Source organism: Hyphomonas sp. (assembly GCF_040882205.1).
Taxonomy (GTDB): Bacteria; Pseudomonadota; Alphaproteobacteria; order Caulobacterales; family Hyphomonadaceae; genus Hyphomonas.
In genome coordinates this window covers 21097-29332 of the sequence record NZ_JBBEBT010000147.1, presented here as the reverse complement: position 1 = coordinate 29332, position 8236 = coordinate 21097, and the positions used below count along the sequence as shown (strand labels likewise).

9 protein-coding genes and 1 pseudogene are annotated in these 8236 nt (G+C 63.8%); 3 read left to right on the top strand and 7 right to left on the bottom strand.

Annotated elements, in window-relative coordinates; genetic code table 11:
* The 6 genes and pseudogenes from WEA77_RS05880 to WEA77_RS05855 form a co-directional block, all read right to left on the bottom strand.
* A partial coding sequence (locus tag WEA77_RS05880; protein WP_368066939.1) for a hypothetical protein occupies positions 1–704 on the bottom strand: 704 nt, incomplete at its 3' end.
* A gap of 299 nt (positions 705–1003) precedes the next feature.
* Entirely contained in the window at positions 1004–2716 is a 1713-nt protein-coding gene (locus tag WEA77_RS05875) for a DUF2207 domain-containing protein (protein ID WP_368066938.1), read from the bottom strand.
* The gene (locus WEA77_RS05870; RefSeq protein WP_368066940.1) at positions 2713–3267 is read right to left on the bottom strand and encodes a LemA family protein; all 555 of its coding nucleotides are present in this window, start codon (positions 3265–3267) and stop codon (positions 2713–2715) included. The genes WEA77_RS05875 and WEA77_RS05870 overlap by 4 nt, the downstream gene beginning before the upstream one ends.
* Positions 3268–3561: 294 nt before the next feature.
* On the bottom strand, positions 3562–3972 hold the full coding sequence (locus WEA77_RS05865) for a DUF393 domain-containing protein (RefSeq protein ID WP_368066937.1): 411 nt from the start codon (positions 3970–3972) through the stop codon (positions 3562–3564).
* 269 nt (positions 3973–4241) lie between these two features.
* A pseudogene (locus WEA77_RS05860) lies at positions 4242–4386 on the bottom strand (IS5/IS1182 family transposase); the annotation flags it as partial.
* A 308-nt stretch (positions 4387–4694) separates the two neighbouring features.
* A complete protein-coding gene (locus WEA77_RS05855) occupies positions 4695–5951 on the bottom strand; it encodes a serine hydrolase domain-containing protein (RefSeq protein WP_368066936.1) in 1257 nt (418 codons plus the stop codon).
* A gap of 52 nt (positions 5952–6003) precedes the next feature.
* Between WEA77_RS05855 and WEA77_RS05850 the strand changes: the two genes are divergently transcribed.
* The 3 genes from WEA77_RS05850 to WEA77_RS05840 all read left to right on the top strand — a co-directional run bounded on the left by WEA77_RS05850 (position 6004) and on the right by WEA77_RS05840 (position 6988).
* Positions 6004–6168, top strand: coding sequence for a hypothetical protein (locus WEA77_RS05850; RefSeq protein WP_368066935.1), 165 nt, complete (start codon positions 6004–6006; stop codon positions 6166–6168).
* 172 nt (positions 6169–6340) lie between these two features.
* Positions 6341–6535, top strand: coding sequence for a hypothetical protein (locus WEA77_RS05845; RefSeq protein ID WP_368066934.1), 195 nt, complete (start codon positions 6341–6343; stop codon positions 6533–6535).
* Between the two features lie 99 nt (positions 6536–6634).
* Complete coding sequence (locus tag WEA77_RS05840; protein WP_368066933.1) at positions 6635–6988, top strand: hypothetical protein; 354 nt, start codon at positions 6635–6637, stop codon at positions 6986–6988.
* Between the two features lie 225 nt (positions 6989–7213).
* Here WEA77_RS05840 and WEA77_RS05835 read toward each other — a convergent pair whose 3' ends face one another.
* Positions 7214–8224: an LLM class flavin-dependent oxidoreductase gene (locus WEA77_RS05835; protein ID WP_368066932.1), complete on the bottom strand. Its 1011-nt coding sequence runs from the start codon at positions 8222–8224 to the stop codon at positions 7214–7216.
* Positions 8225–8236 lie beyond the last annotated feature (12 nt).

Below are 8236 nucleotides of genomic sequence, written 5' to 3'. Positions count from 1 at the left end.
CTAGCCGACAACGCCAGTTTCGGAAGGCCAATCCCGATACCGTTCTCCTTGGCCTTGATCGTCGCTTCCACCCTGAGCCCAACGCCGACCAGGAGACGTCCTGCGCCTGGATCGGACGCGGAGCAGGGCGCGTCCATGTAACGGAAGTTGTTGTATACAAGTGTATAGCTCTTGCGTTTGAGGCTTCCGGTCACCGGAATGATCGAGAGTGAGCCATCGGACCTGATCTCGATGATCTGCGTCGTCGTGTAAGAATTCGAAAGCAGGTTTCGCCGCGCCGCCGGTTCCAGTTCAGACCAGTACCGGGTCACGAGGTGGCCGCCTTCTGCCACGTTCACCGTTTCCACCTTCTGCCCCCTCCAGGGGATCACATCAGGCGACCATGCCAGGGGAGAAATCCGCGTCTCCCCCTTGATCGTCAGTGTGCTGATCCCAAGCGCCGCCTCATCTCCTGCGCGTTTGTTTCCCTGCGCCTGCGGAGCCATCACATCCGGCATTTCAGCCGATATGGCGCGCAGGGTCTCTTGCGGCAGCGTGATGTCAACGCTCTGAGCGAACGCTGCAAGGTGAAAAAGCGAGAGCGCCGCACCGCTGACAAGGGCGCGCAGCGCCTTTGGTGATACATTGTCTCGTTTCGCGGCGAATGCGCTGCCCGCAAGGCAGGCCTGCATTCCTTCTGCGTTCGTCAGTATCTTGATGTCCATGATTGCACCTACCTTGCCTCAGAGCACGCCCCCCCTTCAACTGCTGGCTGATCAGGATCTGGCGGATCAGAGCTTGGTACATGACCGATCAGGACCGGTGCATTCGTAATGCTCCTTAGGTGGCCGTGAACACGCGAGGCACGTCCATCCGCGCAATTGGCCCGGCCCTGCCGGGCCTTTCCAATGGACCGCGATCAACCTGGCCGTCATGGCCGGCGCAGGACAGGGTCAATCCGGCTCAGCCCGCAGCAGGCCATACCGGCGCCCGGTCCGGCCGCGCCGATCGCCGATAACCGGGCTTACCAACCCCCGCCCCCGCCCCCGCCGCCCCCGCCGCCGGAGGAGCCCCCGCCGCCGGAACCTGACGAGCCTGAGCTTTGCGGGAGGGCGCTCGATACGCCGGAACTCAGGCTCGAGATCAGCGCGTCGTTGAGCCGCGAGAGTGAGCGGGCGCCGTCACTGGAGAAGCCGGCCCATCCGGGATTGTAGTCTTCTGCTTCTGCCGGCAGAAGCCTTTCGAAGTGCTGCGTCCACGGCTTCTCGACACCGAGTGCGACCGCGTAGGCAAGGAAAGCCTCATACCTCGCCTTCGACATCGGCGGCGGCGCCGCGCCGCCTACCTCGGCCGCATTAAGCTGAAGCTTCTCTGCGGTTTCCAAATAGAGCCGGAAGCCCTCGATCTCGGTGCGAACCGTCTGGCCCTTCGGTGTCGGGGCGGGCATCAGATAAAGGAACAGGATGTTCAGTGCGGCGAGCGTCAGAACCGTCGCCGTGTGCCATATCGTCCACACCGACGCCTGCATGACCGCAAACACGAGACCGACTGTCGTCACGAGCAGGCCTGCAATCGTGTAGCCGGCGTTCCACCTGAAATAGGCCGCGCCGTACTTTCGTGAGAGCGCGGACGAAAACGACCTGTAGGCAGCCGTCAGGTCCCCGTCATACTTTCTGTCGAGAACCTTGCGCGGTGCGGCGGCGAACAATTGCTGATCGAACGCGCCGTCCTCAGCCGAAAGACTTGTTACCGTGCCGGGCCCGGATGTCCTTTCGAGGACTGTGACATTCTTCCTGGACGCATCAATCGTGATGCGCCCTTTTATGGCAAGGTTCAGCAGCGTCGCGGTCACCGCCCCGTTGCCGCGAAGTCCGCGGTAGTAGATGTGATGCACCGCGCCAGGCGAGTATCCCTTCGGCGGCGCATAGAGCGGAAATACCGGCCCCTTGCGCGGATCGCGGCCAACGCGGTCGAAACTGCGGACATGAAACCACGACAGCGCCGCCAATGACGCCAGCAAGATGACGAGCGAGCCATTATGCTGCCACCATAGCCAGCCTTCGTCGAGCGGCGAAGGCGGGTCGATCAGTCCCTTGTCGAACCCGACCGCGATCGTCAGTCCTTCTCCCTCTGCCAGCCGGCGCGTGGTGACGAAGATGTGCCGGCCACCTGTCCCGGTGTAAGTGTAATCTGCGCCGGCGAAACCCGGCGCGCCCGTATAGGCCTTGGTTGCAGAAACCCGCGCGCCCGGTGGAAGCTCAATGCTCACCCGCGCCGCCAGGATCGGGAATGCCCAATAATTGCCGGTCACATTCCAGTAGACTTCGTCATAGCTTGAAAAATAGCGGACCTGGTTGCTGACGCGGTAGCTGATCTCGTAAGTGTGCGGGCCAGGTTCCAGGAACACGTCGGCGTCGCCAATCCGGATCCTGTAGGCGCCGGCGCCGGTCTCGGTTGCGTAAGGCTCTGGCGTACCATTCCGCTTCACATCGAGGGCATCATAGCCGTAGGGGAGGCGGGCGCCGTTGTTTTCGAAGTATCGCGGCAGGTCGCGGAATATGCCCCGGCGGATCTGAGCGCCTTCTGCCGTTACCGTGATCAGCTCCGTTACAAGGATATCGCCGTCCTTCTGCACGTCGATCGTGACGTCGAAGCGATCAATCCGCTCTTCAGCGCCCGCCGCCATCGCAAACAATGCGGCAAACAGCGCCAGCAAAATAGTCCGCAGCGTGATCATGTCGGGGGCAACCTGACGTGCGGCGTCTCCCGCTCGCCGCTGGCGAACTCGAAATAGTCGCGCGGTGAAAAGCCGATCATCGGCGCGGCGAGGTTCGCCGGGAAACTCTGAACGGTCGTATTCAGCTCGCGCACGGCGCCGTTGTAGAAGCGGCGCGCCATCTCGATCTGGTTCTCGGTATCAACGAGCTCGTTCTGGAGACCTGAGAAGTTCAGGCTTGCCTTGAGATCAGGATAGGCCTGCGCCAGCGCCAGCAACCGGGTGACGGGCCTGGAGAACGCGCCTTCTGCCGCGGCGCGCCGGACCGGATCTTCACCGGCGATTTCCGCCAGTGAGCGCTTCTCCGCGATGTCCTCGAAAAGACTGCGCTCGTGGGACGCATACGCCCTGACCACGTCCACAAGCCGGGGCACAAGATCAGAGCGGCGTTTCAGCTGAACATCGATATCGGCCCAGCCATTGTTGACCATCTGCCATTGGCGCACGAGCAGGTTGTAGAGCCAGATGAACCCAGCCAGAAGGCAAAGGGCCGCCGCGATAAGGATGTAGATCACCGCTGCGACCTCCCCGTAGGTAGTAAGCCAATCCGTTCGCGAGAAACGGCATGCTTCCCGGACCGTCAAGCTTTGCGAGGTCCCAAATCGACCAGTTACCCGGCGTTGAAGACAGTGATCCGGCGGGCCGAATGCCTCTGCAACCCGTCTTCTGTGAGCGGGCGGGTCAGGCTGATCGGGTCATAAGGTTGCGGTCCGGCCGACCTACTTGAATTTGCGGCAGGTTTTCTGCATGCCCCGGCCGGCGGGATCGTGCATACGCGCCGGCGACAATTGCAGGGCCTGCGCCGCCTATCGAAACAGCCTCTGCAACTTAGGTCTGATCCTTAGGAAGCCCGTATACAGGCGTTCGAGCAGCCAGAGCAGCGCGGGGATCCGGGCAAGTTCTCCCGCCGGCCTCAAGACAGGAATGGCGCGCCACATTGCCGCAAAGGCCGCTGCGCCGGACACGATCGGCTTTCCCTTTTCCCGGGCATGGAAACGGGCAAGCAGCTCGGCGCGGTCAACCGGGCAGCTGGTCTCCGACTGGCTGATATCCTCGAAGTCGATGGCACCGCGCCGGTCCAGCTTCCGAAACAAGGCGATCTCGCGCGTGCACAGGGGGCAACCGCCGTCAAACCAGACGGTCAGGTCTTTCCGGGCCGCGCCAGTTGAACGCTTGTCCGGCGTCCGGTCCAGGGTCTTCAGGGCAGGCAACGACATGCGGCAGGCTTTCATCAAAGGCGCTTTGCGTGCGCTAGGGGCTTCTTACCCTTACGCAACCAGTTGAGAGGCTTACGCAGGTGCGCCGATTGCGGATCGCGCGGATAACATGCCCGGCGAGGGCGCGTGGGCAGGCCGCCGCGTCCAGTCCCGGAATTCATGGCTATGGGCGCCCTGAAGCCGGCCTGTTCCAGGTCCCGTTTGAAGGTCGAGGCATTGTAGCCCTTGTCAGCGCCGGGCGCGGCGGCGCGTTTTACCTTGCGTTTCCGGATCATCTCAAGGGCCCCTTCGCGTTCGGCCATGCCCGTTGCGCAGGTCAACTGCGCCGGCGCGGCGAGGCCCTGCCGGCTCTCCATGAGGACATGCCCCCTGTCGCAGAGCTGGGCCGGCTTGCCCCGGCCTTTGCGGGTAAAGCCCGCCATCGCGATCAGCGGCGGACACATGCGTCCTGAAGCCGCAGGGCGCGGCGTCCTTTGCCGGATCGGCCTGTGCCAGATCCCGTTGATCAACCTGCTCGAACGAAAACACAGCTGCGCTGACGCAGCCCAGCGCGCCGCAGAGAGGCTCACACCTGGTCTCGCCGGCCCCTGTGCATCCCCCGGAACTTGCGCGGGCCCCGCGCGTCCCGGCCCGCCGGAGTGAGACACACCTGTGAGCCGCCGGCGGGCAGATGGGGCGCGTGTCCCTCCGCCCAGGTCTGCCTGGCGCCTTGCAGCAAGGCCCTATGGGCCCGGCGCCGGCAAAGCCGCATTCTGCAGTTCGAGCCAGTCAGCTGGCGGCCGGCCGAGGGTCAGGTCGAGGAACATTGGCGCAATTCTCCAGAGACGCTTTGACCGGGTATTGGACAATACGACGATGCCGACATTGCGGTCCGGCAGGAACATGATCTGCGCGCCGTAGCCATCAACCGTCCCGCCATGCGCGACCACCGTCTCGCCCGCATAGTCATAGACGCGCCACCCCAGCGCATAGTGCGATGAACGCAGGTCCGGCAGCGCGCCGCGCATGCGCCGTGTCTCGGCCGGCGTGCTCACCTGAGGCGCATGGATCAGTTCCAGCACATCCGGCGCCAGAACTTCGGGCGCATTGCCGAGTTGCGCTTTCAGCCATTGCGCCATGTCGTGGATCGACGCGTTGACGCCGCCGGCGGCCGGCGTCGCGTAATAGGGGGCTTTTACATCGATGACGGTCCAGGGATGGGCCGGCAGGGACGGATCTTTCTGGCTCTTGCGCAAATGCGGGCGTGCCCAGTCGTCGCTGGCAGTCAGTTCGTCCAGTCCATAGGACGCCGTTGCCATGCCGAGCGGCGCGAACAGGCGTGTTGCCACAAGGTCCGTGAACGGCGTTGCGTAAGTGTCCGTAAGCGCCCGCCCTGCAAGATCATAGGTGATGTTCTGGTAGGCGTAGCAATCCGACACAGGACAGATCGGTTTCACCTTGCGAAACTTCGCCAGGATTGCGCCCGGCGAAATGCCTGCTTCGAGCAGGTTGTCATAGGCGTTCGGCGGCAAGCCTGTCCGGTGACTGAGAACGTTCGCCAGCGTCAGAGACTTCTCGCCCCCGCCATACAAGGCAAGGTCCGGCGCAAATGCGCCGGCGCGCATGTCCAGCGAAAGCTTGCGTTCCGACACCGCAAGGCCGACCAGGCTGGACGCAAAGCCCTTTGACAGCGACGCGATCCGGAACAGGGTGTCCTGCGTGACAGGCTCCCCGTTGCCGGTTGCGGTTTGCCCATATGTGCGCAGGAACGTCACGTCGCCGTTGCGCACGACCCCAACCGCAAGGCCGACGAAGTCGCCGGTCTTCATGGCGCGCTGCAGGTTCTGGTCCAGCCGCAGAAGGTGCACATCGGCAATTACCTGCGGCGAGGCGAACGGCGCGAGCGCGGCCGGCGGGATCTTCTCCGCGCCGGCGGGCGCCGGAATGCCCGGCGCGCCCATCAGGAGCATGCCGATGAGAAACCTGAACCACCACGCCATCATTCACCCAAGCTGCACGTCAGCGCATTGGTTAAAATCGGTTGCGCGCTTCTTGTCCAGTCGCCAGCACCTCCGCAAGGCTCCGGGCGCGCCGGAACGGGTTTCGCCTGCCAACCCTGAGCCGGAGGCCGGCGCGGGGTATAAGGATGAAGACTGTAACCACGCGCAGCTGCGCCTGAAGAAGACCGGCGCCGCCGCCGGCGGCGATGTGATCTGACCCGAAATCGTGTGCTTCCGCCGCACCTGTTCTTCGGCCCGTCAGACCAGGCAATAAGACCTCAAGGACACGATCAGGCTGCTCGGCGACAAGCTGGCGCTCGAATTCGGGCTGAAGATGCGCGACATCGACTATTCGCTGGACGGTTTTCAGGGATTTTGCAGACTATACCGTGTACGGACCGCAGCTTGTTGAAGCGGATTATGAGAGCGATCTACTGGTGATGATCGGCGCCGTGTATACGGTGAACGCCGCCGATCAGGCCTTCGCGTCCTGGTCGAAGAGCTATGCGCTGGCGCGCGGGGCCGATGACATCTTCCCGGCCGCGGAAAGCTTCACGCCGCCGCCGCCGGCCGCAGAAAAATAGGATAATTTCGAGACGCTTCTCCGGACGAACCGCCCGGCCCTCAACGGCGCGCTCGCCCTCTTCTGCACCCAGCCCGAAAGCCGGTGGGACGCGGGCAACATGATCGACCCGGCGACCTTGCAGCCTGAAGCTTTCTTCGTGGACGCCGGCGCCACCAAAGCCTGTGGCTTCGAGCTTTCGGGTGCCTGGCAGCCGGCAATCTTCGACAACCAGCTCTACGCGGACGAAAACCTCACCTGCACTCACGCCGAACCGGATGACGGCTTCGGCGTGAACCCGGCCGCCAGCCTGCTCGCCGCCAGCCCCGAATGGTTAGTCACGGGCGGTGTCACGTGGGCGCCAACTGAGGGCCTGGCCGCGAACATGTCGGCCAGATACACCGCTGAGCGTTATGCTGACTTTGCCGAAGGTGCCTTACGGCCCGGCAACGTGATGGAAAGCTATTTCCTCTGAGCGGCTATGTCGACCTTGGCGGTGCGAACAATTTCGGTCTGCCGGAAAATGTCAGCCTGCGGTTCAACATAGACAACATCTTCGATGAGGACACGCTGGCCTTCACTGTCACGGCTACCGGCACCGGCAACGCGTCGTATCGGCCGCTGAACCCGCGCACGGCGCAGGCAACCCTGACCGTCCGGTTCTGAGCTCGCCGCGCCTGCACGGCGTGTAAACAGGCGATCAGGCGTGCGCCCGGGCGCCTGTTTTCCGTTTTGCCATAATGTCCGCGATGATGGCGAACGAACGGCGGCGTTTTTCCTGGTCATACATGTCGGACACGACCATCAGTTCGTCAGCCTGCGTGCGTTCCAGCAGCGCGTCGATGCCTTTGCGCACGGTGGTCGCATCGCCGATGATGCTGAAGTTCAGCATCGCCGAGGCCTGGGCGCGTTCGGCCGGCGTCCAGTAGGTGTCGATGTCGTCGATCGGCGGCTGGGTCAGCTTGCGTTCGCCGCGCACAAGGTTGGCAAACGACATCTGCTGAGAGGTCGCCAGATACTTCGCCTCCTCGCCCGTCTCGGCGGCGATGATGTTTACGCCGATCAGCGCATGCGGCTTCGGCTGCTGCCTGGATGGGCGGAAGCTGCCGCGATAGATCGCCAGCGCCTGATCCAGCATCTGCGGCGCGAAGTGCGAGGCAAAGCCGAACGGAAAGCCGTAGGCCGCCGCCATCTGCGCGCCATAGAGGCTTGAGCCGAGGATCCATAACGGCACATTCGAGTTTGATCCGGGGACCGCTTCAATCCGCTGGCCCTCGCGCACAGGTCCAAGCCAGGCCTGCAGCTCCAGCACGTCCTGCTGGAAATGTTCGGAGGCGGACGGATCGCGCCGCAGCGCACGCAGCGTGGTCTGGTCGGTGCCCGGCGCGCGGCCGAGGCCGAGGTCTATGCGTCCGGGATAGAGCGCTTCGAGCGTGCCGAACTGTTCGGCGATCACATAAGGCGAATGGTTCGGGAGCATGATGCCGCCGGCGCCGACGCGGATCGTCCGGGTGGCGGCCGCGATGTGCGAGATTACCAGCGAGGTGGCCGCCGTCGTCACCCCCGCCATGTTGTGATGCTCGGCCACCCAGAAGCGCGTGTATCCCAGCGCTTCGGCGTGCTGTGCCAGTCGCCGCGCGTCGTTCAGCGCGTCGCCCCGCGTGAAGCCCTCGCGCACCCGCCCCAGTTCCAGGATGGAAAGTTGTGCCATGAGATCTGTCCT